Consider the following 26,999-nt stretch of genomic DNA (forward strand, 5'->3'; position numbering starts at 1 on the left):
GCTCTATTTTACCAAGCTCTACAAAAATAAGATAGACAGACTATAAACATTTGTCCGGAAAAACGAAGCCGGGAAAGTAAAAACAGATGTGAATATGGTTGTTTGCTTTGGCGTTTCGGCTAACCTATCATCTGATTCATCTCGAAAATAGGAAGCAGGATTGAAAGTACAACAAAACCCACTGCAAGACCCATCGCCACGATCATAAGCGGTTCAAGGAGGGACGTCATCGCCATTATTGCGGTTTCCACATCTCTTTCGTAGGCTTTGGCCACTTTTTTCAGCATGTTTTCCAAATGGCCACTCTGTTCTCCGACTGCGACCATCTGTACAAACATAGGTGGAAACCACGGAGAATCGCCGAGTGCAACCGTCATGCTCTGACCTTTTTCAATCTGTACCATCGCGTCATCTATAACCTTGGCCACGTGGACATTACTGACAAGGGTCCGGATAATCTGCATGGAGGCCATCAGACCAACCCCGTTATCGAGTAGGCTGCCGAGGGTCGATGCAATGCGGGCAAGAATAATTTTCTGGGTCACCGTGCCTGTAATAGGAAATTTTAGTTTGAGAAGATCCCATACCCTTCTGCCAAATTCCTGGTGAATAAAAAAACGTATCGACACATACAGGATGGTAAAAATTATGGGGAGCATCCACCAATATAACTTTAAAAAATCACTGAGACCGATGAGGAAAAGGGTCGGGAGGGGAAGAACCCTGTCCATTTCATCAAAGACTTGGGTTATATTGGGCACGATATAGGTGATGAGGATAAAAAGGATTGCCGTTCCGATAACGGCCATAAATACCGGATAAACAAGGGCTGCCTGAAATCGGGCCTTCAGGTTTTCTTGTTTCTCGCTGAATTCGGCAAGACGTTCTAAGACAATATCAAGTGACCCCGATGCCTCTCCGGCTCGCACCATATTTATAAAAATATCTGAAAAAAGACCAGGATGTTCTCCCAAGGCTGATGTCAGTGTGTTTCCTTCATTGACCGCATTTTTTATCTGGGCAATAACTTTTTTAAGTGAGGCGTTCCGCGTTTGTTCAATTAAGGAATCCAGGGCCTGGATCAATGGAATGCCTGCTCCCATGAGTGTTGCCAGTTGTCTGGTGATATTGCTGATCTCTGCCGGTGTGATATGTCTGAACAGGCGCAATCTAACGCCTTTTGAGGCCTTGCCCGCCTTCTTGTCGTCGCTGATGGTTATGGATACGGGATATTTCCCCTGTGAGCGCAGCTTTGTCCTTGCATGGGACTCACTGTTTGCATCCATTATACCTTTAATTTTTTTGCCCTTTGCATCAAGGGCACTGTATTCAAAAACAGACATAGGCCAAGGTTGTATGAGTTGGTTAACGAGTCGCAGGACTATTCTGCCCATCTTTTCTACTGGAGAAGGTATACTTTTATGCTAAAAGTATTTTGTTGTAAAGACAACCAGAAACAAAGAGAAATTGTAAATATAATGAATGTGTCGTATAAATAAGTTACTCACTTTACGCGAAAAAATCTATAGTTTGTGCCCTGCTGCAGCTGGCTGTTTTTAAATTCGACTACTATGTATACACGCTACTTTGGCCTCACCGAAAAGCCCTTTGCCATAGCACCAAACCCGCGGTTCCTCTACATGAGCGAACTGCATAGGGAGGCTCTTGCTCATCTCCTGTACGGCATAAACGGAGAGGGGTGTATTGTTCTGTTTACAGGCGGCGTAGGGACAGGAAAGACAACCGTCTGTCGGCGACTCGTAGAACAGTTACCCGAGGGAACTGACGTTGCGGTCATATTAAATCCTAAATTGAATATTGACGATCTTCTCAAGACCATCTGCGAAGAACTCAAGATTACTATCGTCTCCAGTACCCCCACAAGTAAAAACTATATTGATGCCTTAAATGTTTATCTTCTGGCTGCACACGCAAAAGGCAGAAATACCGCTCTGATTATCGATGAAGCGCAAAATCTTGAACCTGAAGTTCTTGAACAGTTGCGTCTGCTCACCAACCTTGAAACGGATACTCATAAACTGTTACAGATAGTTCTCATAGGACAACCCGAATTACGTGATATGCTCGCCATACCTGCTCTTTCACAGGTAAACCAGCGCATTACGACAAGATATCACCTTGAACCATTGAGCGGAAAAGATGTGGCGGCCTATATCCGTCACAGGATTTCAGTTGCCGGAGGAGACCCCAGGTCACTTGCTATACCGGAAAAAGTTATTCGAATAATTCACAAACACTCCCACGGTATTCCGCGGCTTATCAATATTATCTGTGACCGCGCGCTTCTTGGTGCCTATGCCGAAAATAAAGTATCGATTGATGTTAAGACCGCTAAAAAAGCGGTGCAGGAGGTAGTGACAGTTCAACAAACCGGACGGTTTGACGGTTTAAAGATGGTTGTGCCTGCAACTCTGATTCTTTTGCTGCTTTTTATTTCGTTATATGTAGTTTTCTATGATGAAGGGAGAAGTCTGGAGAAACAGTTGAAACGACTGCTTCCTGCACAAATAAGTACAGAACAACAGGTGCCTGCACCTTCTGCCACTGATTGAAAAGTTGATGTAAGTTTCAGTGATAGCTTTTATTCAACAAACTGCCGTGAAAAGGCCCTATGTCCTACATATTAGAAGCTTTGAAAAAATCCAAAAAAGAACGAAATGATGGGGAATCGGAGGATCTCTATATCATCCACGGTGGTGCGCCTGTATTTTTAAAATCCAAATCACTTCACGGTCAAACTAAAGCTTGGATATTACTCGGGGTATTTTTTCTCATTATAATCTGCAGTGCAGGCTCTATTTACTGGTATAAGAAGGCGACCTTATCACAAAAGTCACCCGGAAGAATTGTGATGACCAAGGAAATTGAAATACGTTCACAGGTAGACCTTTTCACTCAGCCTCACCTATCTGATCCTGACGCAGGTGACGCTGACCGGCCAGCCGTTGTGGTTGAAAATAATCCATATACCCCCCAGGTGATACGAAGAAGTGCTAAAAAAGTAGTACTGATACCAGCAGTACCCGAAGATGAAATAATCGCAGAGCGAAAAATACCGCGGTCATCAGGAGTCGTTGAGAGAAAGGATCTTCCTCCCGAGCTACAGTCGCAGATTCCTCCCATGAAGTTTGCCGGACACACCTATGCGGATGAGCCAAAACAGCGGATGATAATCGTAAATAATAAAATACTACGGGAAGGTGATAGTATTGATGGAGAAACTAAGCTCGTCGAAATAATCTGGGAAGGGGTAATCCTGGAGTATAAGGGGGTTACCTTTAAACAACAGCTGAACTGAATTGTTAATGCAGCACAGTGTTACGGTATGTAATGGCCTGCAGAATCTCAAAAAACGCCCGAAACTGGACAATTAAAACCTCCTTTTCACCCGCCTGTTTGGTAAACCACTGATGAAATAGTCTGGATTCTTGTAGAGCAACAGGATAGTGAAGTTTTATCTGCTTTTGTATATGGTGGGTTTTGGGCAAGGTTCCAGGTGTAGGTATTGAAGGGCGATTGGTAGTAGCGTATGTATCATCGAGTCGTCACCTGAAACACTCTACCTCGTATATCGAATGTTGTTGGAGTGTATCTGTAGAGGCTGGATGATTTTATGTGAGTTTGCAGTATATAAGAAGTTGGATAAAGGACTGCGGCAGGAAAATGTCTTCTGATAAAAAACAAGATATCACAATGGGAAGGATTGGCGCGCGGCCATTTTGGGTGTTGAATTTCTCTATTGTGGTCAGAGCATTCCATCAAATTGGTGCAGCCGTTTTCTTAACCTCATTTCTATTGCAGGATAATATCCTCGTCCCAAAGCTCTATCTTTACCTTGTCTTTCTCAGCGGCTTTATTCTGGTTTTTACCGAATGGTTGCGGCATCGCCAGCTCTTGAGAGAAGTGTCAGGCCTTGCCACAGCATTCAAGCTTCTGCTCCTGGGTGCGGCTTATCACCATTTTTTGCCTATGACAGCAACTGTGGTTCTAACCTTTTTTCTCGCTTCCCTCTGCTCCCATGCACCGAAAAGTATTCGTCACAGGATGATTTTGTAATACAGATACAGTTTCCATTCTAAAAGCTGACCACATAATTATTGAAATTCTGGCCGTTTTTAAATGCTGAGTCTGATTTACAGATGTCTGAGAGAACCTTTCTTGATGTGCCTGAGTGGTGAGGAGCAATGGATAGTCTAACCGGTCAGCTTTTAGGAATTGGCACAGTTTTGTGCTGGACCCTTCACTATTTGTCAGCCGGAGTGGCGGCAAGGTTTTTTTCTCTCGTGCCGATCTGTATTATCCCTTTTGCCATTTTTTATCAAAAAGAGCCGGTTTCGATCCGAGCTATTGCAGGAGCTGATGGTTGCGGTGGTTGGGGTGTATCTGTTGATCCAGTAACAGTAACGGGGAGTTTTATTGTGTGCTGATTTCAACTAAAGTGACCGAGACGTTGTCGATGCCGCCGGCATCAAGTGCCATGTTCACCAGTATGTCCGCTTTTAGACTGAGGGGTCCGTCAAAGACGAGTACAGCCTCTATCTCTTCGTCTGATACCATATTATAAAGCCCATCGGAACAAAGGAGGAAGATATCGCCTGCATGTATCTGGCCGCTGATAATATCAACCTCCAGGTGAGGGGCAACTCCTACGGCCCTGGTGAGGACATTTTTCAGCGGCCTGTTTTTGAATTGTTTCTGCGAATTGACAGCGCTGTCCATCTGTGCCTGAAGGAGACTGTGGTCCCTGGTCAGTTGTCTCAGAGGTTTCTTCGGGGTGAGTACATAGCTGCGACTGTCCCCCACATGGCCAATAACGAAATATTGCCGGGTAAGAGTGAGAAGCTCGGCTGTACATCCCATGCCCCTGTGGCTTGGGATTTTTTTGATGTGTTTCTGGATGGAACTGTTTGCCTCTTCAAAACAGTTGTAAACTCTGTCTTTGACAGGATTTAGGTATTTCTCCAGCTCTTCCTCTTTGATTTGACCTTCTTTTTTATCAAAGCAGGCGTAAAACCTTTCTTCCAGGTTGGGTTGGAGTGTTTCAGGCTTTGCTGAAAAAACATTTTCTGTTGCACTCAGGAAGTACCTGCTGGCGAGATCACCTTTGGCAGCGCCTCCCATACCGTCGGCGATCAGGAAAAAATTATCCTCTATATTTGCTGCACAGACATCTTCATTCCTGGATCTTTTGAGGCCGATATCTGTTTTGCTACAAGCGTCAAGGAAGGGATTTGGTGTCATCTTTTCGCCTTTGTTACTGAATTTTCGGAAAAATGGAGAGAGCTCAGCTCGACAGGTTCCACGAATTACGCCCTGAGCAGTCAAGATTTAATAAGTTAATCGTCGAAAATCAAAGGGATTATGCTATCATGGTAGAGAAAACTAAATTTAAGGTTAACTCTGCAGTTTAGTCATCGCGGTCTTTTACCATTGAAAGAATTGAATACAACAAACGAAATAGGCAGTAAATATACACTTCTGGATCTCATCGGTACAGGCGGAATGGCTGAGGTGTATCGGGCCAAACTGGTTGGACAGCGAGGGTTTGAAAAACCACTTGTCATAAAACAGCTTCTGACCGAGGTCGCAGGGGATACGGAAATCGTAGCCAATTTTATCGATGAAGCACGTCTGGCAGCCCTTCTGCAGCATGAAAATATAGCCTGTGTTTACGATTTTGGTGAACTTGACGGTCATTATTTCATTGCCATGGAATATCTTTTTGGCAAAAACCTGCACACTGTTATGGCCAAGGCCAAAAGTACCAGCGGTTCACTTGAAGTGAGTCTGGCCTTATACGTTGCATCAAAGATCTGTGCGGGTATGGATTATGCACATAACCTGACAGACATGCAGCAGAAACCGCTGAATATCATCCATAGAGACCTGACCCCCCATAATGTGTTTTTCACCTATGAGGGGAAGGTGAAAATCATCGATTTTGGTGTTGCAAAAGCTGAGCTCTTTGACAATCGTACCAGAGCGGGTGTTGTTAAGGGAAAGGTGACATACATGTCACCGGAACAGTTGGTGGAGGGAGGCGTTGACCGGCGTTCCGATATTTTCTCCATCGGTATTCTGCTCTATGAGATGCTGAGTGGAACACGCATGTATCAGGGTGACACGGCAGCCTTGATCAGGAAATGTATTAATGTGGAATATCTTCCCCTGGAAGATATTGTGCCGGGGCTTGATCCTACAGTATATGCAATTCTCCATAGAGCCTTAGCAAAGGATAAAGCAAAGAGATATCAGAGCTGTGGAGAGATGCAGGACGATATCAGTGAATATTTTATCCGACAGGGCCTGAGGCCGGATGATAAAATTGTAAAAAATCTCCTGCAGGAACTCTTCAACGCCGATTATGAGGCTGAAATACAGCGTTTTTCATCTGGTGGTATTACGCTGGAACAGGCGATAGACAACTCTCTGCCAGGCGATGATGACAAGACGGTTTTAGTCAGCAATCCCTCTACAAATGTAAACTCCATTTTGAGAAAATCGGGCGTGTTCATGAACACTGTGTTTGTTGGAGCAGCCCTGACAGCCAGTGTTATTCTGGTGGCCTATCTGAATATGGCGTTAGATAATACAGGGAACAAAGAGGTCGTCTCCCCCAAACAACCAGGGAGCGCTCCTCTGTCTCTTTTGAGTCCTGGTCCTGAAAAAACATCGCTCGTTCAGGTTCCGCCCCCTCAGTTTCCGGTTCAGGTGGTGGAGGTGCAAAAAGAAATAAAGGATGAAGATATTCTGTCAAGAGCCGTTGAAATCCTTCTGGCTAAAGCGACAGAGGCCCTCGGTGAAAATCGGTTGACTTTACCCGTCGACGAGTCGGCATATACCTATTACAAGAAGGTTCAGGAACTTGATCCCGGCAACAGGGAGGCCAGCAACGGTTTGCATTCTATTGCTCTGAGATATAAGGCTATTGCAGAAAAAAAACTGACCGAAGGAAATGTTGATGCGGCCAAGGAAATAATTGTAAAAGGATTGGGGGTGCTGCCAACAAGTGCGGGCCTGCTTGATTTAAAACGTTCGATCGACGAAAAAGAGCAAAAGGCAATTGATGTGCTGCTGAAAAAAGCAGGAATCGCTTTTGCCGAACAGAGGTTTACATCGCCAGAAAATGACTGTGCATATCGATACTATAAAGAAATAGAAAGAATACGGCCGGAAAGCCCCATTGCCAGTGAGGGCTATATGAAAATTGCAGACAACTACGCACGTCTTGGTGATGAGGCCCTGCAGAATATGAACCTGAAAAAAGCAGAGATGTATGTTGTCTCCGGACTGGCTGTTGCCCCACAGCACCAGGGGCTTTTAGAATTACAGGCAGATCTCAAAAAAAGTGGGCCAGCTATCTTTATAAAAGGCTTGGAAAGAAGTTTTCGTCCTCTGTTTGAATAGACCATTGTCCTTTGTAAAGCTGCTGCAGAAAATCTGAAGAGTTAGCCAAACAACCATTTGGAGAACCTTTTCAGAAAAGAGGGTGTGGACGTCTTTTTTTCTTCATTTAGAGCTGCTTTGTTTCCTTCTCCGTGCATCAAGGTTCGATACTCTGTTGTGTCAAGAATTCTTGTTTTGTCGTCGTCCAGCTGATCGCTTCCTCCCCGCTTGTCCATGAGATCTGAGCGATCGAAGATCAGTTCATGTTTGCCGATAAGCAGGACATCACCGTGGCGAAGATTGTACAGCGATACCTTTTTTTTGTTTACGAAGGTTCCGTTTGTGGAATCAAGATCCCGAATGACAAAGGTTGTAGAGACAGATTCAATTCTGGCGTGATTGCCCGATACGGCCAGATTGTCGATGACAATGTCGTTGGAACTTTTACGGCCAATGGTGCAGGTTTGTCCAACTGCAAGGGGGTAATCCCGGATTTTTTTATCTTTGAAGCGTATAGTAATAATTGGCATAGATGTCTCAAATTGTAGTGGATTACATCGAAGCCTGACGGCTGGCTAGCTGTTGTAACGGACTGTATGTTACCGTCCGATGAACTTAATTGTCAACACATATGCCATAAAATAGTTGAGCTTTGAGGCAACCCCGGCAGAACGGCAAGAGGAGTATCAGAGGTTGGTTGGTTTCTTGCCTTTGAGGTGTTTTATGTTGTCAAAGAGATCTTTTTGTGTGGTGGTGTAACAGATGCCGAGCATGAAGGTAAGTTGATCTAAATATTCGCGGCTATCCATCCAGACTGACCGTGCTGAAATAAGAAATTTGTTGAGCTGTTTACCTGATTCTTGAGGCTGGAGGAGCAGGCTGTGGCTGCCGTTAAGTGTAGTGAAAAAGAGATGCTCACCTGCGATGAACATGTTGGGGACAATGAGACAAGCGCCACTTTTTGAAATATTGATCATGGTAGCCGCTACTCTTCCGGGGAGCAGCTGTTGGCTACTCTTTTCCTGTATGCTGAGCCAGACGGGAAGCGAGCACTGAATACGTTTGTCTCTTGGGAGAAAGGGCATCATGGTGTAAGTATTTGCTCTCCTCTGATTTCCAGTTTGTAGGGCATTCCATGTCAGCGTCACTGTGCCTTTTTAAGGTGAAATCTTACCGTAGCCTCGTATATTGTAGAGGTTTACCTCGGGTTTGTCAAAATCCATAACCCCCTGAGAAGTATGTGATGCGTCTGGCATAAACAATGTTTTTAAAACTGTTGCGGGGTTTTCTCATTTTTTTTGGTAAAAAAGAGCCTTAATGTCTGAAAATGAACTTATTCCTGATCAATGTTAAGAAGGAAGTATGAAGATGAAGAAAGAAGTTGTTGAACGACTCATAGAGATTGTCGGTTCTGATAACGTATCGACTGCCACCGCAGATAAAATTACCCACTCCTACGATGCCACCCAGGAGCAGCACCTGCCCGATGCTGTTGTTTATGTCAGCACGACAGAACAGGTCAGCCGGATCGTAAAGCTTGCCAATGAGGTAAAAATCCCAGTACTTCCAAGAGGTGCAGGGAGTGGTTTTACCGGGGGTACTCTGCCGACCCGGGGCGGAATTGTCATGGTTTTAACCCGTATGGACAAAATCCTGGATATAGATAGCGAAAATCTTACAGCAGAGGTGGAACCGGGAGTGGTTACCGCTGAGCTGCAGAGGCGGGCCGAGAAACTGGGTTTATTTTATCCGCCTGATCCTGCATCCAAGGAATTCAGCACCCTCGGGGGAAATGTTGCGGAATGTGCAGGTGGCCCGCGCTGCGTGAAATATGGGGTGACCAAAGATTATATTCTTGGTCTTGAGGTTGTGACCCCCACAGGCGACATTATCCGTACTGGTGGTAAAACTCTAAAAAACGTGGTCGGTTATGATCTGACCAAACTCTTTGTGGGCTCTGAGGGGACGCTTGGAATTATCACAAAAATCACCTTGAAGCTTATACCAAAGCCTGCGGCAAAGAAGACAATGCTGGTTCAGTTTGAAAGTATTGATGGTGCTGCGCAGTCGGTGTCGGCAATTATTGGCGCGAAAATCATACCCACCACTCTGGAGTTTTTAGATGCTGCAACCATAGGCTGTATCCGGGGGAAAAGTGATATCCCTCTGCCTGAAAACTGTCAGGCGGTTCTTATCATCGAAGTGGACGGAGACCCGGAACTCCTTGACGCCCAGGCTGAACGGATTCTCACCATTATTGAACCCTTTCAAGTGCTTGATACCAGGATTGCCACAACAGATGAAGAGTCTGAGAAAATCTGGAAGGTCAGACGCATTGTCTCTCCAAGCCTGCGTCAGGTCAACCCTGATAAGTTCAATGAGGATATTGTCGTTCCACGGTCAAAGGTGCCGGATATGATCCGCGCCCTCGAGGCCATTTCCAAGAAATATAATGTTCCCATTGTTAATTTTGGCCATGCAGGTGATGGAAATATCCATGTGAATGTGATGGTGGACCTGAGAGAAGAGGGAATGAGAGAGAAGGTTGAAATTGTTATGGACGAGATCTTCAGGGCCGCAGTCGAGTTAAAGGGCTCTATCTCAGGGGAACATGGGATCGGGACCTCCAAAGCCAAATACATGAGCATGGAACTCAACAGGGAGACTATTGACTATATGCAGCGTATCAAAGCCGCCCTTGATCCACAAAACATTCTCAACCCAGGTAAAATCTTTATTGAGGACGCATTACAGCCTGCCCAGAGCTGAGTTACCCGCCATGAATATGAATAAAAGTTTACAGGATTTTGAAAAAGTTATTCGGGAGTGCGTCAAGTGTGGCGTATGTCAGGCCCATTGTCCCGCCTATCTGGTTGGCAGAAAAGAGGGCGCAGTGGCCCGGGGGAAAATCAGCCTTGCAGCGGCACTGCTCGATGGTGAGATACAGCTTGATGAGCAGTTACAAAAAGATATCAGTATGTGCCTTATGTGTGGATCCTGTATGAACAAATGCCCGAATAAGGTGCCGACCCATGAAATTGTCGGAGCGATTCGCCGTGAGATTACCCAGAAGCAGGGACTGTCTCTGATAGGCAAAGGGGTTTCCACCCTTCTTGGTTCTCAGCCTCTGATGAAAACCCTTTCAAAGGGTGGGGCGCTGCTGTCGCCACTGGTGTTGAAAAAAGTTCCTGAATCCAGCGGATTGCGGCTGCGTTTTCCGACACCGCTTATGAAAGACAGAACTCTGCCTCAAATCGCCCTTAAAAACCTTTTTGACAGGGTACCCGAATATATTGAAGGGCGGCCTTCAAAGCCCGTTGTCGGGTTCTTTGCCGGTTGCTCCATCAGCTACGCCTATCCGGAAATTGGTGAGCAGATGGTCCGCATTCTCAAATCCATGGGTTTTTCTATTTATCTGCCAAGAAAACAGAACTGTTGTGGTATTCCTGCCCTCTCCTCGGGTGATGGGGCCCTGGTGGAACAGCTGGCGGAAAATAACGTCAAAATATTTAGCGAAAGGGAGGTCGATTTTATTATCACGGCCTGTGCCTCCTGTAATGGGGGGATTGGTGAGTATTATCAGACCATGCAAAAAGATTATTCCGAGTTTACAGGAAAAGTCGTTGATTTCAGTGTTTTTCTTGAAAAACAGGGCCTGTTTGAGCAGCTTGCAGAGATGGAGAGATGGAAGCAACCAACAAGAGTTACCTACCACGACCCGTGTCACCTGAAAACCCAAGGGATTACTGCGGCCCCGAGAGCGTTTCTCAAAGCCCTTCCCAATGTGGATTTTGTTGAAATGGACGCCGCGGACAGCTGTTGTGGGCTAGGCGGGACCTTCTCTGTGTACCACTACGATGAGAGTAAGGCCATCGGAGCTCGAAAAGTTGCAGGTCTTATTGAAAGTGGGGCCACTCAGATCGCGACTGCCTGCCCAGGCTGCATCATGCAGCTACAGGATATAATCAATCATGCAGGCCTCAAAATAAAAGCGGTACACATCCTCGAACTGCTCACAGAAGCACTGGAGCAGTAAATTTTTCTTTTCAAGTCCTTGCCTCTTTATTGCCCCCAAAAGAGAGAGGTTCTTGTGCAGTTTTTGTGATTACAGGTGGTGGGGAATTTTCTTCACTATAATGGCCTCTTACAGTATTTTTCGATTAAAACAACAGTGTGAGCCTTTTTCAAAAACCTACGCATTGCTGTAAAAACCGATAGTAAAAAGAGAACTTGCCCATATTTTAAGAGAAGGTCTGGATGGCAAAGTGTAACCAGACCTTCTCATCTTTATGTTGCCAGGTTTTTCTGGAATACCCCAGGCAAAGGGGGCTTACCTGTTCTGTCTTGCCTTGAGAGCGGCAAGGGTGGTGAGGTTGAAGATATTTTCTGAATTTGCTCCCCGTTCAAGGATATGGGCTGATTTGTCCAGACCAACCAGGATAGGGCCAATGGTGTCCACTTCGGTCAGGCGCATGAAGAGCTTATACGCGGTGTTTGCCGCATTGAGATCAGGAAAAATGAGTACGTTCGGTTCTCCTTTCAGGCTGGAAAAGGGGAAAATACTTTCCCGCAATTGGGTGTTGAAGGCAAGATTTGCCTGTATCTCTCCGTCGACGACAAGCTCAGGGTCCATCTCTTTTACCAGCGCGGTTGCCCTGGCTATGCGCGCTGCCCCTTCTGTTTTTGAAGAACCAAAGTTTGAGTAAGAAAGCATCGCAACCTTTGGGGTTATATCAAACTCTTTGACAAACTCCGCAACACTGATGGCGATCTCGGCCAGTTCCTGGTCTGTGGGATTTATATTTATTGTTGTGTCGGCGAAAAAGAGGGTACGGTTTTTAAAGACCAGCATGTAAACGCCTGCAATTGTCTTTCTGGTTTGATCGCTGCCGATACAGGACAGTACTGGAGTGATAGCTTTGGAGTAGGGGAGCGAATGGCCGTGAATCATGCAGTCCGCATCACCATTTTGCAGCATCATTGCGGCAAAATAACCCAAGTCCTGTCTCAAAATATCTTTTGCGTAAGCCAGGGTCATGCCTTTTCGCTGTTTTTTGGTAAAGTACTCCTCTGCATAACGTGTGACGGCCGCCCCTTCTCTGGCTGGGTCAATGATCTGCATAGAGTGCGAGGTGAGTCCGTGTTCGCGTAGATGGGTGATAATGGTTTTCTCATCGCCCAGTAGGATGGGGCTTGCAATCTTCTCATCCATTACCCGTATTGCTGCGCGGATTACATCCTCATTGGTCCCTTCTGGATAGACCACTCGTACGGGGTGTTTTTTGATACGGTTTGTGACGTAACGAAGGATGGCTTTGGAGATACCCAGGGTTGACTCAAGTTGTTCAGTGTATTTTTCCAGATCAGGTATGTTTTTTCTGGCAACACCACTTTCCATGGCGGCCCTGGCAACGGCAGGGGCAATGCGCAGGAGTGCTCTTGGATCAAACGGAGTTGGGATAATATACTTTGGGCCAAACTCGAATTTTTCAACACCATAGGCACGGAGAACCGAGTCCGGGACTTCTTCTTTTGCAAGGGCGGCAATTGCCTGAACAGCTGCAATCTTCATTTCTTTGTTGATCTCCGTTGCCCTGGTATCGAGTGCTCCTCTGAAAAGATACGGGAAGCAGAGAACGTTATTGACCTGATTGTCATAATCACTGCGACCTGTTGCCATGATACAGTCCGGCCGTGCTGCAACTGCCTCGGGGTAGGAAATCTCGGGTTCAGGGTTGGCCAGAGCAAATATGATTGGATTTGCAGCCATGGATTTTACCATTTCAACAGTCAGGGCCCCTGCGACACTGACCCCGCAAAAGACATCTGCTCCTGCAATGGCATCTGCAAGAGTTCTGTGGCTGGTATCATTTGCCATGCGTTCCTTGTACGGGTTCATCGAGGCTTCACGGCCTGCATATATAACGCCCTTGGAGTCGCACATGATCAGATTCTCTTTTGCCAGACCAAGCTCCAGGAACATTTGAGCACAGGCAATGCCCGCCGCACCAGCCCCGTTAAAGACAGCACGGACGTCCTCGATTTTCTTGTCGCTGATTGTCAGAGCATTGATAAAAGCGGCCCCTGTGATGATTGCGGTGCCATGCTGGTCATCATGGAAGACAGGAATATCAATTTTTCTTTTGAGATTTTCCTCTATGTAAAAACATTGGGGAGCCTTGATATCCTCGAGATTTATCCCACCAAAGGTGGGAGAGATTAATTCACATGTTCGAATAAATTCATCCGGGTCTTCTGTGGATAACTCAATATCAAAGACGTCGATATCTGCAAATTTTTTAAAAAGGGCCGCTTTTCCTTCCATAACCGGTTTACCTGCAAGGGCTCCGATATTACCAAGACCAAGTACCGCCGTGCCATTTGAGATGACAGCGACAAGGTTACCCTTGGCTGTATATTCGTAAGCGTTTTCTGGGTTTGCAGCAATCTCTTCGCATGGACGGGCGACCCCTGGACTGTAGGCAAGAGAGAGGTCTTTCTGGGTTGAAAAAGGTTTGGTTACCACAACCTCAATTTTGCCTTTACGACCTTTTTGGTGGTAATCGAGAGATTCTGAGTAAATATCTGATTTCATTTTATTTCTTCCTGTTAGTTGAAGAGTAAATATGTCTGCACGTTCCTCGGTAAGAGCGGAGAACAGGGTAGAGCACGTTATGTATGCGTGTCTTTACATATTCTGAGGATGGAATTTGAGGCGGATGATATATCGTGTACTGTCGTAGGCGAAAATAGTGAATTGTAAGCAACCGCAAAAGCGACCATCATAAATCTAATGAGTATTTTTTCAATATCATTTACGCTTTTAGCTGTAATAGCCCTGTTCCTCTGGCTTTCTCTTTTGCCAATCCGTCTTATGGTGCTTTAAAGAGTATCCATACAAGACGTTGATACAATAACGGTTACTCCGCATGGAATAATTGAAAACACTAGAATTAAGGAACGCCTATGAAAGACACCTATATTTCAACTGTTGTGGGACCGTCAAATCCGGGGATCATAAAAGCATTGGCCCAGACCACCAGAGATCATGGTGGTGAATGGCTTGCGAGCAGGGTTGTGAAACTTGACGGTCAGTTATCCGCCCTCATGAAAGTCTCTATTGAGCAGGAGAATGTTGCCCCTCTGAGGACTGCACTGGCTCAGCAGTTTACCGAGTATCACTTTTTTTATTCGCCTGCGGTAAATCCGACCCATGAACGGACCCATTCTGTCGATCTTGAGGTAGATTGCAAAGACAGGGAAGGGCTGACGAGAGATATCAGCAATATACTTTATAATCTTGATCTCACTGTTGAAAATCTTGAGTTTAATCGTTTTCCCGTTTCCTCCTTTGGGGAAGCGGTATTTTCGGCAAAGCTTACTGTGGGGGTTCCAGAAGGAATGTCCGCTAAGGCCGTTGCGGATGAAATTGAAGCAATTGTCGATGATATGAGAGTTAATGTTGTGTAATGACAGGAGAAAACAATCAACAGACAAAGGCCTGTTTAAACAGAAAAAGCCACGCCCAGGATGTCTTGTCAGGTGGCTGTTTTTGAAAATATTGCCCGGCAACTGTACCGTTTATTACAGGGATTAGTCTGGAAAGAGAATGATTTTGTTGCGTGTCCCTGCTTTTTCATTATACTAGGCGACGAATCAATCAAACGTCCATGTGGCTTCTATTCATTGGCAAAACACCTCAATGTACCTATTATTATGAATAAAAAATTAGTGTTCAATTGTTGTAGCGTTCTCAATTATAGACTTTTCATTTTTACCTTCCTGTTCCTGTTTGCATGTGTTGCCCTGCCATTGGCTGAAGCCTCTGCAAAGGATCTGTATGTCAAACCGAGTGCTGAGGTTGCTCTGCGCAGGGGTCAGGGAACCGAGTATAAAATTGTTTCCATGGTCAGGGATGGGACGAAGGTCGAGCTTGTTGAAGAAAATGAGAGTTATACCAGGGTTCGGCTGGATTCAGGTCTGGAAGGCTGGATGCTTACTCGTTTTTTAACTCCTGAACCACCGTTAAGTCTTGTGGTCGTTAATCTTCGGTCTGACAAAGAAAAGCTTGAAGAAAATTCGGCCGAGGCTGCGGAGAGGATCAAAGAGTTGACTCTGGCACTCGCCAGTGCCCGAGAAGAGTTGGAAACCCTGCGCAATGAGAGGGCTCATCTGAGCGAAGAGTATAGTAATCTTCAGAAAGATACAGCCAATGTCGTGCAGATTAAAAATGATCTGGAGAGAACAATGGCTGAAAAAGAAGCTCTTCAGGATAAGCTTACTGTGGTTGAGGAACAGTATAATACCATTAAAAAAGATAGTACCATGTACTGGTTTCTTGCCGGTGCTGGTGTTCTTATTCTCGGTATTCTCTTTGGTAAGATGCCAGGGCCTTCACGAAAAAGAAAGTCATCTCTTCTTTAACATTGATTCTGATATCGTTGTCTTATGAGCTTGTGCATTGTAAAGGATTGAGGAACATTGTGAACGAAGAGCAGAACAAAGACCCAATGCACGGCGTTACTCTGGAACAGATTCTCAATTATCTGGTTCTTGACTACGGCTGGGAAAAGTTGGGCACTTATATTAAAATTAAGTGTTTTCAAAGTAACCCCACCATCAAGTCAAGTTTGAAATTTCTGCGTAAGACCCCCTGGGCGAGAGAGAAAGTCGAACAGCTCTATGTTACGACCATAAAAAAAGGATCCAAGAGGAAGAAAGCTGCTACTAAGACGAAGTGAGTCTTAGTCATTCTTTTTTTATCGCATACGGTAATGTTATCGGTACCTGAACTTTCATCCCTTGAGCCAGCTGTTACTGCGGCTGCCTTACTCTACATTGGGATTATCTGCCTCTTTTTGTAGCAGCTGTGCGAGCTCTTTACCGGCATCAAATGCTTCTGTCAGGTAATCCACTTTTTTGTCGATTTCACCCCTGCGATCGACCCCCCGGCAAAGGATAGTCTTCCATAGACCAGCATTGAGAACGTCAAAGAAATATTTGACGGTAAGTATTGCTCCATCAAAGAGTTTTTTGCCACTTGTCGCTCCCACCGAAATAAATAATCCCTTGCGTGTTTCCGGTGCCTCTCCAAAGACCTGCTTTTCAATCCAGTATTTCCGAACCCAGAGAGACTGACAGCGGTCCATAAATATTTTTGTATGGGCGCTCACCGAATAAAAAAAGATGGGTGATGCAAGCATAATCCCGTCACTGGCTTCAACTTTGGCCAGAATTTCGGGGAAATCGTCTCGAATGGCACACTCTCCTGTTTTTATACAGTTATATATTTCAAGACATGGAGAAATTTTATAGTCCCTGAGAAATATTTCTTCCACATGGGCTCCTTCCTGCCTTGCCCCGGTCACAGCCTGCTGTAAAAGAGCAGCACTATTTCCATTTCGCCGGGGACTGCCGTAAATTGCAATAATGTTGACCATGAAGCCTCCTTATAAATTCTGACCTGTTTACTTATATATACCCGTATTTTCTTCCATCTGCACTGAGATATCTCAAGCTGTCCCCGACTGGCGGTACTATGGTTGTTCCCAATGAAGGGTACTTTTCAGCAGAGCTCCATTCTAAAGGCCGGAGGATGAGACCTGAACAGGTCTTTGTAAATAAGGGCTCTTCTGTATCTGTATTGGTTCTTCTGCAAAGGGTAAATCTTACCTGTCACTGTTACCTGTTGTAACAATTTCAGGTGTTGAAGAAGGGTGGTGTGATTACTTTTCTCATTTGTAAAAAGAACGCCTCCAGAGTGTTACTTCCCCACAATTCTGTAGTTAGTTGCTCTTGTCCCATGACCGGGATGTATGCTCTCTGGTAAAGCTAATTGACCAATAATATAGAGTTATCGGTAGAAAGATACGATGCGGCACAGCTCTTGCTCTTGTGAAGATAAGAAGCGATCTTTCAATGAGTTGAAAATGCGGTATATTTTTAGCTGAATTAATGAGAAGGATTGTCCGTTGTTACAGACTATTGCCACACTCTGCTTTGGTGCATTTATTGACGGCCCTGGCGCTGCGCATGGAATTGGGTTTCTGCTTCTCGGTACACATCAGGCCTGAGCTTTCTGGGGTAAGTAGCTAATGATACAGGTATCATACATCACATGGTAATGACGGCGGTGGTACCTGAGGAGAGACCCCTTAATGATATGTCTGGCTCAATCGTGCCTTTTGTCATTATAATGTGTATCGGTCTTGGTGTGGTGATGGCCTTCCCGGATATCGCCTTGTGGTTATCGCAGACTTATTATGCAAAGCAATGAATCTTCCATCTTCTCTAAAAAACAGTATGATGCTGGAGACACATGTAGGCATCATACTGAGAGGTTTAACTATTTAAAATCAGGTTTATTATGTCTGTGATCGGAGCGTATGCGACAATGGGTTTAAGGGAACTGCTGGCCAAGGCAAGTCCGCCACGTTCCGGGGATACACTGGCAGGCCTTGCAGCTGCAAGTGAAGAGGAGCGGGTTCGGGCGCAGATGGCGCTGGCTGATGTACCACTGAGCCGTTTTTTAAATGAATGCGTTGTACCCTATGAACAAGATGAGATCACCCGGCTGATTATCGATGGACATGACAAAAAAGCCTTTGCTGCCATTGCAGGTTTTTCAGTCGGTGAATTCAGAGACTGGCTCCTGACAGACGAGGTAACGACTGCAACACTTACAGAGCTTGCTTGTGGCATAACTCCTGAGATGGCTGCCGCGGTTTCAAAACTCATGGGTATACAGGATCTTATTCTGGTCGCGTCCAAATGTTCTGTGACAACCAGCTTTCGTAACACTATCGGGCTGCCGGGAACGCTGTCTGTAAGATTGCAGCCCAATCACCCCACCGATGACTTGAGGGGGATCGCCGCCTCGACCCTTGACGGTCTTTGCTATGGCTGCGGAGATGCTGTAATCGGTATTAATCCTGCAACAGATAATGTGGAAAACATTAGTCGCCTGCTGCAAATGCTTGATGATTTAATTGAACGTTACCGGATACCAACCCAAAGCTGTGTCCTTACCCATGTGACAACGACCATGGAGGCAATGAAAAAAGGTGCTCCGGTGGACCTCTGTTTCCAATCCATTGCAGGCACGGAAAAGGCCAATGCCAGTTTTGGGGTGAATCTTGGACTCTTGCAGGAAGCCCATGAGGCGACCTTGGCTCTTGGTCGTGGAACACTTGGAAATAACGTGATGTATTTTGAAACGGGGCAGGGAAGTGCACTCTCGGCCAATGGACACTCTGGAGTAGACCAGCAAACCCTCGAGGCACGGGCCTATGCTGTTGCCAGGAAATTCAAGCCGTTACTCGTCAACACTGTGGTTGGCTTCATCGGGCCGGAATACCTTTATAACGGCAAACAGATTATACGTGCAGGGCTCGAAGATCACTTTTGCGGTAAACTCCTTGGTGTGCCCATGGGTGTTGATGTGTGCTATACCAACCATGCCGAGGCGGATCAGGACGATATGGATGTTTTGCTGACGCTGCTTGGCAATGCAGGGTGCAATTTTATTATGGGAGTGCCTGGAGCAGACGATATTATGCTCAACTATCAGTCCACCTCTTTTCATGATGCTGCATATATCAGAAAGTTACTTGGGCTGACACCTGCACCGGAATTTCAGACGTGGCTCGAATCTATGTCTATCCATGACAACCAGGGTCGGCTGCTTCCCGTTAGCAGCAAAAACAGGCTGCTGGATATAAAAGGTGAGGTGAGCCGGTGACAGAGAATAATCGATTCGTGTATACCCCTGATCCCTGGTCTGGTCTGCAGAAATTTACAGATGCCCGGATAGGTCTTGGCCGGTGCGGCTCGAGTCTGCCTCTAAAGCAGAGACTAGAATTTAAACTGGCTCAGGCCAGAGCCAGGGATGCGGTACATCAGCCCGCTAATCTGGAAGAGATCGCAGTACAGTTGAATAAAAGGGCTTACTCCTCCCTGCAGCTTGGGAGCAGCGTACGTGACAGGGAAGAGTATCTGAGGCGCCCGGATAAAGGCAGATGCCTCTCAGGAGAATCTCAAAAGATCCTTGAAGTACAAAAAAAGGGTTACGATCTGAGCATCGTCATCTGTGATGGTCTTTCAGCCCCAGCAATTCATCAGAGTGCGTCAGGTGTTGCTGGCGGGTTGCTGGATCTTTTCAGAAAAACGCCTCTTACCGTGGCGCCAACTTCCCTTGTAAAAAACGGCAGAGTCGCCATCGGAGACGAAATAGGCAGTGCACTTGGTGCACAAATGACGGTGGTTCTCATCGGTGAACGGCCGGGGCTCAGTTCGCCCAATTCACTTGGGGCCTACCTTACCTATGGGCCAAAGCCAGGGACGACTGACGAGGCTCGTAATTGTGTCTCCAATATTCGGCCGGGAGGCATGGCCGTTGAGGAAGCTGTCAGAAAAATCTCCTATCTTATTGAAAAGGCTTTGCAGCAAAGGCAAACAGGTATTGAACTCAAAGATACCATGGCTGAAGATTATCTGCCGATGGCAGGCTTACTGGACTCATGACTTTACTGGCTGTGCTGAGAGCGTCTTATCGTCTTTTTCTGTAACGCATCCCCCAAGGCCCTTGTAACAGGAGTAAAATATTACTCGGGCCTTGGGGCACTTCTTCATGTTGAAAGAAAAAATAAGTGGCGTTATGCGAAAGGACAGGGCACATTCGTCATTAATTTACACGCCTTCTTCCTTCCCATTCTTTTTCCCGCAGTTTGAATTTCTGAATCTTACCTGTAGCGGTTTTAGGTAGATCGCTAAATTCGATATACTTGGGGGCCTTAAAGCGGGCGAGATGCTCTTTGGTGAAGGTAATGATGTCTTCTGCAGTGGCGGAGGCGTTGGGTTTTAATATAATAAATGCCTTGGGTACTTCGCCCCATTTATCGTCTGGAACGGGGATGACAGCCACCTCCTGGACGGCGGGATGACGGTATATAACATTTTCGACTTCAACGGTTGAGATATTTTCTCCACCACTGATGATGATATCTTTTTTTCTGTCCATAATCTGGACATAGCCGTCCTCGTGCATGACTGCCAGATCCCCGCTGTGGAACCAGCCCCCGGCAAATGCCGCTTCCGTTGCTTTGGGATCTTTGTAATACCCAGTCATTACGTTGTTACCACGCATGACAATTTCACCGATAGTTAGACCGTCCCGTGGTACGGGTTCCATGGTGATTGGATCGACAACATCCATATAATGGGTGACAATATAAGGTACCCCCTGGCGTGATTTTACGTCTGCCAGTTCAGCGGCGGAAAGATCCTTCCAGGTTGGTTGCCAGGCACAGACACTATGGGGGCCATACACCTCCGTTAGGCCATACGTATGGGTTATCTCAGCACCAATTTTTTCCATATTGCTGATGATGGTAGGTGCAGGTGGCGCTCCAGCAGTCATTATTTTAAGGGGCTGTTTTATTTTCATATCGGCAGCACCCGGCCAACTGCTCATGATGATGAGAATTGTTGGCGCGGCACAGAGATGTGTGACATTCTCCTCTTGGATCAACCTGTAAATATCTTCTGCAATTACGGCTCGTAAGCAGACATGCGTCGCTCCTGCTGCAGTAATACCCCAGGTAAAACACCAGCCGTTGCAATGGAACATGGGAAGTGTCCATAAATAGACAGATGCGGGTGTAACGCCGGATTCAAGAATTTCCCCAATTGCGTTGAGGTATGCTCCCCGGTGATGGTACATGACTCCCTTTGGTCGTCCGGTTGTGCCACTGGTATAGTTAATGGCAATGAGCTGGTCTTCTGAATCTATATCTGTTGGCGGTGCCACGGGTGAGGCTTCAGCGAGAAAGGCTTCATACTCGAGGCTTCCATGAATAGTGATGTTTTTATCAATATCACAAATAGTTACATAGGTTTTTACCTTTGATAATTCGCGTGGGTCAACGGTTGCGGCCAGTTCACTGTCAACAACGAGCAGTTTGGCATCTGAGTGGTCGACGATATAGGAAACTTCTCCTTTGGAAAGGCGAATATTGACACTCACGAGTGCGGCGCCGATCATTGGTACAGCATAATGTGCCTCAAGCATTGGTGGAATGTTGGGGCAGATAAAAGCTACCTTGTCGCCTTTACCGACACCTTTGGCCTTCAGTGCATTGGCAAGACGATATACGCGTTCGGAAAACTGTTTGTAGGTATAGCGCTGATCTTTGTAGACAACAGCGAGCTTATTGGGATAAACGAAAGCACTTCGGGTAAGAAATTCTACAGGTGTCAGAATACTCTTGTTCACATTTGCAATTGCCATAAGACCACTCCTTGTTGAAGATGTTGATGAGAAAGTATTCCATCCAATCAAATGCCATATTGGTTCCTGTGAGAAAGGTAATTGCCTCTCCGCAGGTTTATTGCCTATTGTGTTTCAATGTTGCCACGCATGATCGTTGAGATTTACCCGAGAGCAGATGGCTGACTGTATCCTGATTCTTCAAGGGAGCTCTCTTCTGCCGATGTGCTGTCTATTATAATTTGGTTTCAGAGCTTAAAGCTACATCTTTTCGGCAGCTTACGCAAATGGTATTACGGATGGTTCGACAATTGGCGTTACACTTTGGCAAAGGAACTCCATGTCTTTCCGGGGGTGTGATTGACATTTGGAAACGATAAAAATTGCTCAGTATAAATCAGACTCAGGGAGCGAATACTTACAATGGAAGTATTGCAAGAGACATAGGGCAATTGTAACAAAAATCTACGAGAGAAAAGAAATGCAAAAAACAATAGAATTTCAAAACAATGCTTTTACGTTATTGGGTGGTATCGAGGGTATTCGCAGCCTGGCCGACTGTTTCTATGACATAATGGATAGTCAGCCCGAGGCAGGTAGAATTAGAGCAATGCATCCGGCAGATTTGGGGCCGACCAAGGAGAGGTTTGCATTTTTTGTCTGCGGCTGGTTAGGAGGCCCGCAACTCTACAAAGAAAAGTACGGCTCCATTGATCTCACCGGTCTACACTCTTTTTTGCAGATAAATGGGGCTGACAGGGATGTATGGCTCTTGTGCATGGAAAAGGCTCTTTCCAGGCAGCCGATAGAGGATGATTTTAAGAACTATCTGGTGCAGCGTTTTCGACGTCCCGCCGAGAAAATCTGCAACTGGTGTCAACAGCAATTTATGCAGACACCAGTCACAATAAAACCTGATAATGGCTAAAGGTATGCCGGGTTTTGTGGTGCTTTTACACCATCAAGCGGTCTCGCCCCATGGGAAATGATACTGACTTGTGAAGTGACTTAGAAAGAAAATGTAATTCCAGCCCGAACAGCGACATTGTCTAAAGGAAAACTCCCGTCCTGCTCAGTATAAAGAACCCCATACTGGTAGCCATAAAATGTTGCCTCGGCCGTGACATTTGTATAGGAAAGCGACAGATCAAGGGAAAGGCTGTCGGTCAGACGATAGGCACAGCCCGCAGCTATAACGAAACCTAAAGGGTCATCAACATCCATAACTCTGGTTTTGTCGTAGTAATGGGTTGATGGGCTTCCAGCAGCTTCATATACCGAAGGATCAGGGTATCCGAGAGCCCAATGAGCTTCTTCATCAAAATCCCCGAAGTAGTAACCGAGACCGATACTAGCATAAGGAGTGAACCGGGTCTGGTTTGGATAGCGACCAACAATACTGAGAGTGGGGCCGGCAAGGCTGACATCACCATCGCTTTTGATGGTGCTGTAACCCGTGGAAGTTGCCAGTGTTTCTCCCTCTATACTGTCATAGGCGAGTTCTACCCCCCAATATTTTGTGAAAAAATAGTTAACATAAAAGTTAGGAACGTAACTCTGTATTTCGTCAAGAGCATATATTGTGCCCAGAAATGTTCCGTCTCCCTGCCCTCCCCCCTTTGCGCCAGAGTCGGAGTCTGTCAGAGTCTGGTAGGATTCTCGCAGGCCGATTTGTAATTTATCTTTGAGGTATTTGTCGTAAAAACTGTTTGTCTGTTTCTGGGTGTGAAGGTTTTGGTCTTCCAGCTGAACATTGAGTTCTTCTTCGGCTTGAACATCAAAAGCAAGTAAGGCAAAGGCCACAATCAGGCACAGGACTATAAATGTTTTTTTCATTACTGTATCGTTAACTATATATATTTTCAGAAGGACAAGCTGAGGGGAGTTCAGGCAGGTCAGTATTTAAAAATTTACTTTTGGGTATGATCTTCCGGTTTCTAACCTTGTAAATATTGAGCCAGCAGTTCGGGTGGCATGGTCCGGGGAGGGATAATCGGCCAGTAGAAGATGTAACTGTTGTCTTCTTGCTTCTTAGAAATTTTCAGCGTTATCTCAAAATTTCCAGACAGATATTAATGTTGTGGACGTGCTAACTGACCATTTCTTAAATCCATATGGTGCAATATCTGTTCGAAGAGTATTTCGAGCTCAATAGGCTTTTCCAGGATGGCATCAAAGGACTCTTCCACCTGCCAGATAGAGCTCGTATGAGCTATAACCGGTATTGTTTTAGTTTGACTTTTGACATAGCGGGCAAGGGTGTTCCCATTGAGACCGCGGAGGTTGATTGCCGAGAGAACCAGATCGAACTGTTTATTATGGAAATGGTGTAGAGCCTCAAGGCCATTGATTGTTGAAACAGTCAGGATTCCCCGTTTGGAAAGAAAGTGTGTAATAGTGTCCAGTAACTGCTCGTTGCCGTCGACTACAAGTACTTTTGGCTTTGTGTTCCTTGGCCTCAAGTTGATCTGTTGCTGAACGTGCTGATGAATGGTCAAAATATTTTTCTGTAATTCATCGAGCCGGCGATTCTGGTCTTGCGTGGGGCGTTTTGCTGCTATCTCATCGTTCATTTGTGCTGACTCCAGTTGCTGTCGATTTATACTTCAGACCTTTTGCCTGAAATAATTCCGCTGGTCTTAGAGCATTTTGTAAAACGCAATCATGAAAGGGCAGGAAACTATGTTTTTCGAGCCCTTATTCAAACTTGCCGTTTATTGCTGTGGTGGTGGGCCATCAGCTGGCATATTGTCCGGGAATGCGACAATTTGGCCTTCAATTTTCTTGCAGGTCGCCTTAACGGTGTCGTTGTTGCGGTTGGTAAAGGTTACAGCATCGCCTACTTCCTTGCCTTGACATGCCTGAATTGCCTCTGGGGGTGGTCCGGGACGTTTCTGGTTGCTTGCCGCCGTTGCATTTATGCTGACGAGAGCCATGACAGCGAATGCGGTCACAAAGGCTGAAAATTTGAATACATGGTTCTTTTTCATTGTTTTCTCCTGGTTTTTATTGGTTGCTTTCGTTGCTATCTATACCAGTTTCCCCGGCACCAAGGGGGGGGGAGGAGAGGGGGGCGGTGCCGGGAAACCTGACATTTTTTGGTTACCTGGTTGCAATGTATCTGCTAATTGAGGAGCAATTATGGAAGAATTGTGGATTTTCTGAGGGTATCACATTTTTAGCGATGCACCGGTGAGATTCCAGAAAAGACTTCCTGTTATACCTGTGTTCTCTTTTTTTCAAATCGTTATGGGTGTGTTCGTCTGTATGGCGGAATAAGCTGTCCTTCTTCGTTCCAGGCTGGTGCTGCAACGAGTTTGATGCGTTGTAGGACGGGAAGGACCGAAGAAAATAGTTTGATGCCCAAAGCGGTAATGATCATTAACGAGAGTAGAAATTTTATCCCGAGATTTTCTTGGAGGTTTTCTTTTTCCATTGTCTTATCCTTTTATTACAATAGAGATTGCATGCTCGACCAAAAGAGTTGCATGCATGATATAGACGTAACAATAGCAGGCTATTGTGGAGTAAATAGGGAGCAAATAAGGAAAGAGAAAAGAGGGAAGGAAATTGTCAGAGAATGCTCTGGGGCTGTTCTGACCTTGTGTTGGAAGGTGCCTACGTTGTCAAGGTAATGACCTCTTTTGTTGTGGGCGGATTACGGCAATTCGCCTGGGGGTAAGTCGGCTTAGATATTTTGGAGAAGAGATAAGGTACACACTTATCTTGAAGTTGCCCACTCGCAGGACATTGAAAATGAGTGAATGGTGAGTAAGCGAGAAAAGGGAAAAACTGTCACTTGCTCACCATCTGCAGGTTGCACAGCTGGGTTGTCCTGCAGCTGTAACTTTTTGTATTTACGATGTCGTGCTAAATAATGAGTTAGACGTGGATGCGTCTTCATCACTTCCCAGTGCATCGAGCAACTGGGACATTAAGTCATCACTGCCACTGTTCTGGGAATATGCAGAAATGGCCTCTTCAGAAGAAGGTGGTGGCGGAGGCGGAGGCCCTTGTGCCATTCCCTCTTCTCCACCTGCCATTTGTGGTACTGAAAAACCGTTGCTGGACAACATATCCAGTAATTCTTCGCCACTGAGACCACCGTCACCGTCAGCATCATAGCTGAGGGCATCATCTACATCAATACCGGTAGATTCAGAAATTGTATCGGTGAGCGCTGTTAGCTCGGAATCGGCAACCACACCGTTGCCGTCACTGTCGGAAATCTGAAAGACATCCTTTCCTTGTGACGGTTTTTGCATGGAGCTTCTCATCATTGTCATGGCATCACTGCCACTACTTATACTGCTGATCATATTGTGTCTCCTTAATAAATGTACAACCTTGGTAAAAGACAGTTCTCCCACTGTGATTATCGTCGATTTGCAGGAATTGTTGTATAGCGCGAGTGTAAAAAAATGTAACAGTATGTATCGTTCCGGCTCAGGGGCCGGAAACGGTGGTTTTATTGGGAATAAATTGATATCCCAGGCCACGAACTGTTTTCACATAGCGGGAAGAATTTGGGTCATCACCGATCTTCTGCCGAATTCTTGAAATATAAAGATCGATACTTCTATCGTAACCGTTATAGCCTGTTTTATACAGTTCACGGTGGATATCCTCTCTTGAAACAACGGAGCCTTGACGTCTGGCAAGTAACCAGATGAGCTGGAATTCTATGGTAGACAAAGATGCTGCCTCATCACCTACGTAAGCATCTCGCTTACTTGAGTCTATTGTCAAATGACCGAAGGTGAGTTTTTTTGTTGGGTTCAGAGCCTCGCACCGTCGCAGCATTGCATGTATATTTGCTGCAATAAACGAGGTGCCCTGCTCCGCGGAGAGCGATGCATCAGCGCCGAGTCCGAGGGCCAGGGTATGAAATTCTGTATCTTTTTGACAGGAAACCAGAACCATGAGACCGGAGTAAAAAGAACGTAATTCCTGGCAGAAAGCAAGGCCGCCCACCCCTTCCTGCGGGCTGTAGACAATAACAAGGTGCGGCGATACACTCGTCAGTATTTCATCTTCTTTTGTAATACTGTCTACCCTGGTGACTTCCATACCGTTGGCAGTGAGGACCTGTCTTAGATCCTGATAGTATTTTGATTCATCACCAAGAAAGAGAATATTTACCTTATTCATAAGCTTTGTACATATGTTAAAAAAATACCTTTGTGTCTGTTGGAGCAGGCCCCGATGCATTGTATGGAAAATTACCCACATTTTCAAACTAGTGTCCAAATGTGGAGGAAATATGGACGGTAGGAAAAATTTCTTATCTTTCATATTTCTTGCTCATTTAAGGACTATTTTCTGT

At 45.8% G+C, this 26,999-nt stretch carries 26 protein-coding genes; 13 read left to right on the forward strand and 13 right to left on the reverse strand.

Annotation, left to right across the window (positions count from 1 at the left end):
* Window positions 1–119: 119 nt before the first annotated feature.
* The gene (gene gspF / locus FCL48_RS17700) at window positions 120–1,394 is read right to left on the reverse strand and encodes a type II secretion system inner membrane protein GspF (protein ID WP_240744876.1); all 1,275 of its coding nucleotides are present in this window, start codon (window positions 1,392–1,394) and stop codon (window positions 120–122) included.
* 177 nt (window positions 1,395–1,571) lie between these two features.
* Here gspF and FCL48_RS17705 point away from each other — a divergent pair, with 177 nt between their 5' ends.
* The 4 genes from FCL48_RS17705 to FCL48_RS17720 all read left to right on the forward strand — a co-directional run bounded on the left by FCL48_RS17705 (window position 1,572) and on the right by FCL48_RS17720 (window position 4,448).
* Window positions 1,572–2,573 carry an ExeA family protein gene (locus FCL48_RS17705; RefSeq protein ID WP_136874076.1) on the forward strand — a complete coding sequence of 334 codons (1,002 nt, stop codon included), beginning with the start codon at window positions 1,572–1,574 and terminating at the stop codon, window positions 2,571–2,573.
* Between the two features lie 59 nt (window positions 2,574–2,632).
* Window positions 2,633–3,319, forward strand: a complete 687-nt coding sequence (locus FCL48_RS17710) for a general secretion pathway protein GspB (protein WP_136874078.1) — start codon at window positions 2,633–2,635, stop codon at window positions 3,317–3,319.
* Between the two features lie 365 nt (window positions 3,320–3,684).
* The gene (locus FCL48_RS17715; RefSeq protein ID WP_136874080.1) at window positions 3,685–4,077 is read left to right on the forward strand and encodes a hypothetical protein; all 393 of its coding nucleotides are present in this window, start codon (window positions 3,685–3,687) and stop codon (window positions 4,075–4,077) included.
* Window positions 4,078–4,205: 128 nt separating this feature from the next.
* Window positions 4,206–4,448, forward strand: a complete 243-nt coding sequence (locus FCL48_RS17720; protein WP_136874082.1) for a hypothetical protein — start codon at window positions 4,206–4,208, stop codon at window positions 4,446–4,448.
* Here the strand turns inward: FCL48_RS17720 and FCL48_RS17725 are convergent.
* Window positions 4,435–5,262, reverse strand: a complete 828-nt coding sequence (locus FCL48_RS17725; RefSeq protein WP_136874084.1) for a PP2C family serine/threonine-protein phosphatase — start codon at window positions 5,260–5,262, stop codon at window positions 4,435–4,437. The genes FCL48_RS17720 and FCL48_RS17725 overlap by 14 nt on opposite strands.
* A gap of 198 nt (window positions 5,263–5,460) precedes the next feature.
* Between FCL48_RS17725 and FCL48_RS17730 the strand changes: the two genes are divergently transcribed.
* A complete protein-coding gene (locus FCL48_RS17730; RefSeq protein WP_136874086.1) occupies window positions 5,461–7,428 on the forward strand; it encodes a serine/threonine-protein kinase in 1,968 nt (655 codons plus the stop codon).
* Between the two features lie 41 nt (window positions 7,429–7,469).
* Here the strand turns inward: FCL48_RS17730 and FCL48_RS17735 are convergent, their stop codons facing one another.
* On the reverse strand, window positions 7,470–7,937 hold the full coding sequence (locus FCL48_RS17735; protein ID WP_136874088.1) for an FHA domain-containing protein: 468 nt from the start codon (window positions 7,935–7,937) through the stop codon (window positions 7,470–7,472).
* 156 nt (window positions 7,938–8,093) lie between these two features.
* Complete coding sequence (locus FCL48_RS17740; protein WP_136874090.1) at window positions 8,094–8,495, reverse strand: hypothetical protein; 402 nt, start codon at window positions 8,493–8,495, stop codon at window positions 8,094–8,096.
* 280 nt (window positions 8,496–8,775) lie between these two features.
* Here FCL48_RS17740 and FCL48_RS17745 point away from each other — a divergent pair, with 280 nt between their 5' ends.
* A complete protein-coding gene (locus FCL48_RS17745; protein ID WP_136874092.1) occupies window positions 8,776–10,176 on the forward strand; it encodes an FAD-binding oxidoreductase in 1,401 nt (466 codons plus the stop codon).
* A gap of 10 nt (window positions 10,177–10,186) precedes the next feature.
* The gene (locus FCL48_RS17750; RefSeq protein ID WP_136874094.1) at window positions 10,187–11,443 is read left to right on the forward strand and encodes a (Fe-S)-binding protein; all 1,257 of its coding nucleotides are present in this window, start codon (window positions 10,187–10,189) and stop codon (window positions 11,441–11,443) included.
* Between the two features lie 294 nt (window positions 11,444–11,737).
* On the opposite strand, the gene FCL48_RS25780 is transcribed toward FCL48_RS17750, so the two are convergent.
* Window positions 11,738–14,002 carry an NADP-dependent malic enzyme gene (locus FCL48_RS25780; RefSeq protein WP_136874096.1) on the reverse strand — a complete coding sequence of 755 codons (2,265 nt, stop codon included), beginning with the start codon at window positions 14,000–14,002 and terminating at the stop codon, window positions 11,738–11,740.
* Between the two features lie 371 nt (window positions 14,003–14,373).
* Between FCL48_RS25780 and FCL48_RS17760 the strand changes: the two genes are divergently transcribed.
* From FCL48_RS17760 to FCL48_RS17770, 3 genes are all read left to right on the forward strand, one after another.
* Window positions 14,374–14,877, forward strand: a complete 504-nt coding sequence (locus FCL48_RS17760; protein ID WP_136874098.1) for a glycine cleavage system protein R — start codon at window positions 14,374–14,376, stop codon at window positions 14,875–14,877.
* Between the two features lie 72 nt (window positions 14,878–14,949).
* Window positions 14,950–15,831: a TIGR04211 family SH3 domain-containing protein gene (locus FCL48_RS17765; protein ID WP_169309269.1), complete on the forward strand. Its 882-nt coding sequence runs from the start codon at window positions 14,950–14,952 to the stop codon at window positions 15,829–15,831.
* A gap of 59 nt (window positions 15,832–15,890) precedes the next feature.
* Complete coding sequence (locus tag FCL48_RS17770; protein WP_136874102.1) at window positions 15,891–16,148, forward strand: VF530 family DNA-binding protein; 258 nt, start codon at window positions 15,891–15,893, stop codon at window positions 16,146–16,148.
* Window positions 16,149–16,235: 87 nt separating this feature from the next.
* On the opposite strand, the gene FCL48_RS17775 is transcribed toward FCL48_RS17770, so the two are convergent.
* Window positions 16,236–16,847, reverse strand: a complete 612-nt coding sequence (locus FCL48_RS17775) for a flavodoxin family protein (RefSeq protein WP_136874104.1) — start codon at window positions 16,845–16,847, stop codon at window positions 16,236–16,238.
* A gap of 926 nt (window positions 16,848–17,773) precedes the next feature.
* Between FCL48_RS17775 and FCL48_RS17780 the strand changes: the two genes are divergently transcribed.
* Window positions 17,774–19,147 carry an ethanolamine ammonia-lyase subunit EutB gene (locus FCL48_RS17780; protein WP_136874106.1) on the forward strand — a complete coding sequence of 458 codons (1,374 nt, stop codon included), beginning with the start codon at window positions 17,774–17,776 and terminating at the stop codon, window positions 19,145–19,147.
* Window positions 19,144–19,929: an ethanolamine ammonia-lyase subunit EutC gene (gene eutC, locus FCL48_RS17785; protein WP_136874108.1), complete on the forward strand. Its 786-nt coding sequence runs from the start codon at window positions 19,144–19,146 to the stop codon at window positions 19,927–19,929. Before FCL48_RS17780 ends, eutC begins: the two co-directional genes overlap by 4 nt.
* Before the next feature lie 160 nt (window positions 19,930–20,089).
* On the opposite strand, the gene FCL48_RS17790 is transcribed toward eutC, so the two are convergent.
* Window positions 20,090–21,694, reverse strand: a complete 1,605-nt coding sequence (locus tag FCL48_RS17790) for a long-chain-fatty-acid--CoA ligase (protein WP_136874110.1) — start codon at window positions 21,692–21,694, stop codon at window positions 20,090–20,092.
* Window positions 21,695–22,154: 460 nt separating this feature from the next.
* Here FCL48_RS17790 and FCL48_RS17795 point away from each other — a divergent pair, with 460 nt between their 5' ends.
* Entirely contained in the window at window positions 22,155–22,601 is a 447-nt protein-coding gene (locus tag FCL48_RS17795) for a group II truncated hemoglobin (protein WP_136874112.1), read from the forward strand.
* Between the two features lie 80 nt (window positions 22,602–22,681).
* Here FCL48_RS17795 and FCL48_RS17800 read toward each other — a convergent pair whose 3' ends face one another.
* The 6 genes from FCL48_RS17800 to FCL48_RS17825 all read right to left on the reverse strand — a co-directional run bounded on the left by FCL48_RS17800 (window position 22,682) and on the right by FCL48_RS17825 (window position 26,824).
* Window positions 22,682–23,509 carry an outer membrane beta-barrel protein gene (locus FCL48_RS17800; RefSeq protein WP_136874114.1) on the reverse strand — a complete coding sequence of 276 codons (828 nt, stop codon included), beginning with the start codon at window positions 23,507–23,509 and terminating at the stop codon, window positions 22,682–22,684.
* A 236-nt stretch (window positions 23,510–23,745) separates the two neighbouring features.
* Window positions 23,746–24,246, reverse strand: a complete 501-nt coding sequence (locus FCL48_RS17805) for a response regulator (RefSeq protein ID WP_136874116.1) — start codon at window positions 24,244–24,246, stop codon at window positions 23,746–23,748.
* Window positions 24,247–24,387: 141 nt separating this feature from the next.
* The gene (locus tag FCL48_RS17810; RefSeq protein ID WP_205747750.1) at window positions 24,388–24,663 is read right to left on the reverse strand and encodes a hypothetical protein; all 276 of its coding nucleotides are present in this window, start codon (window positions 24,661–24,663) and stop codon (window positions 24,388–24,390) included.
* Between the two features lie 257 nt (window positions 24,664–24,920).
* A complete protein-coding gene (locus FCL48_RS17815) occupies window positions 24,921–25,109 on the reverse strand; it encodes a hypothetical protein (RefSeq protein ID WP_136874118.1) in 189 nt (62 codons plus the stop codon).
* A 421-nt stretch (window positions 25,110–25,530) separates the two neighbouring features.
* On the reverse strand, window positions 25,531–25,992 hold the full coding sequence (locus tag FCL48_RS17820; RefSeq protein ID WP_136874120.1) for a hypothetical protein: 462 nt from the start codon (window positions 25,990–25,992) through the stop codon (window positions 25,531–25,533).
* Between the two features lie 127 nt (window positions 25,993–26,119).
* Entirely contained in the window at window positions 26,120–26,824 is a 705-nt protein-coding gene (locus FCL48_RS17825) for a response regulator transcription factor (protein ID WP_169309270.1), read from the reverse strand.
* Between the last annotated feature and the right edge of the window lie 175 nt (window positions 26,825–26,999).

Source organism: Desulforhopalus sp. IMCC35007, from assembly GCF_005116575.1.
GTDB lineage: Bacteria > Desulfobacterota > Desulfobulbia > Desulfobulbales > Desulfocapsaceae > Desulforhopalus_A.